Genomic DNA, 630 nt, shown 5'->3' with positions numbered 1-630 from the left:
CCCAGCCTTCGCGCCAACTCACCGTAGGCGAGGACGTTGCCGCCACCCGGGTGGACGAAGAAGAGCGGGCGTTGGCCTGGCTCTCCCTTCTCCAGGGGCACCAGGGGCGTCCACTCCTGGGCGTCCTGGCGCAGCACCTTGGCGAGGTGCTCGATGGTGGGCTGCTGGAAGAGGACGGCCAGCGGCAGGCTCTGGCCCAGGCGCTCACGCACGGCGGCCACCATGCGCACGGCGAGCAGCGAGTGGCCGCCCAATTCGAAGAAGCTGGTGCGCACGCCCACGGAGCGCAGGCCCAGGACGTCCTCCCAGATGCGGGCGAGCTGCATCTCCAGCGCGTCGCGTGGGGCGACGAAGTCCTTCGCCTCGGCTTCGCGCGTGTCCGCTTCGGGCAGGGCCTTGCGGTCCACCTTGCCGTTGGCGTTGAGGGGCAGGGCGTCCAGCACCCGCAGCACGGAGGGCACCATGTACTCGGGCAGGTGTTGCTTGAGGCCTGCCTTGAGGGCGTCGGCGTCGAGGGCATGGCCTTCGCGTGCGGTGACGTAGCCGACGAGGCGCTTGTCCCCGTCGCTTCCACGGGCGACGACGACGGCCTCGTTGACGCCGGAGGCGGCGCGCAGGGCGGCTTCGACT

General features: G+C 71.1%; 1 protein-coding gene. It reads right to left on the bottom strand.

Annotated elements, in window-relative coordinates:
• On the bottom strand, positions 1 to 630 hold a 630-nt coding region (locus D7V93_RS43810; RefSeq protein ID WP_244237867.1), incomplete at both ends, for a phosphopantetheine-binding protein.

This window comes from Corallococcus llansteffanensis (assembly GCF_003612055.1).
In the GTDB taxonomy this organism is placed as follows: domain Bacteria; phylum Myxococcota; class Myxococcia; order Myxococcales; family Myxococcaceae; genus Corallococcus; species Corallococcus llansteffanensis.
Note: the sequence above shows the minus strand (reverse complement) of the source record. Positions and strands in the feature narration are given on the sequence as shown.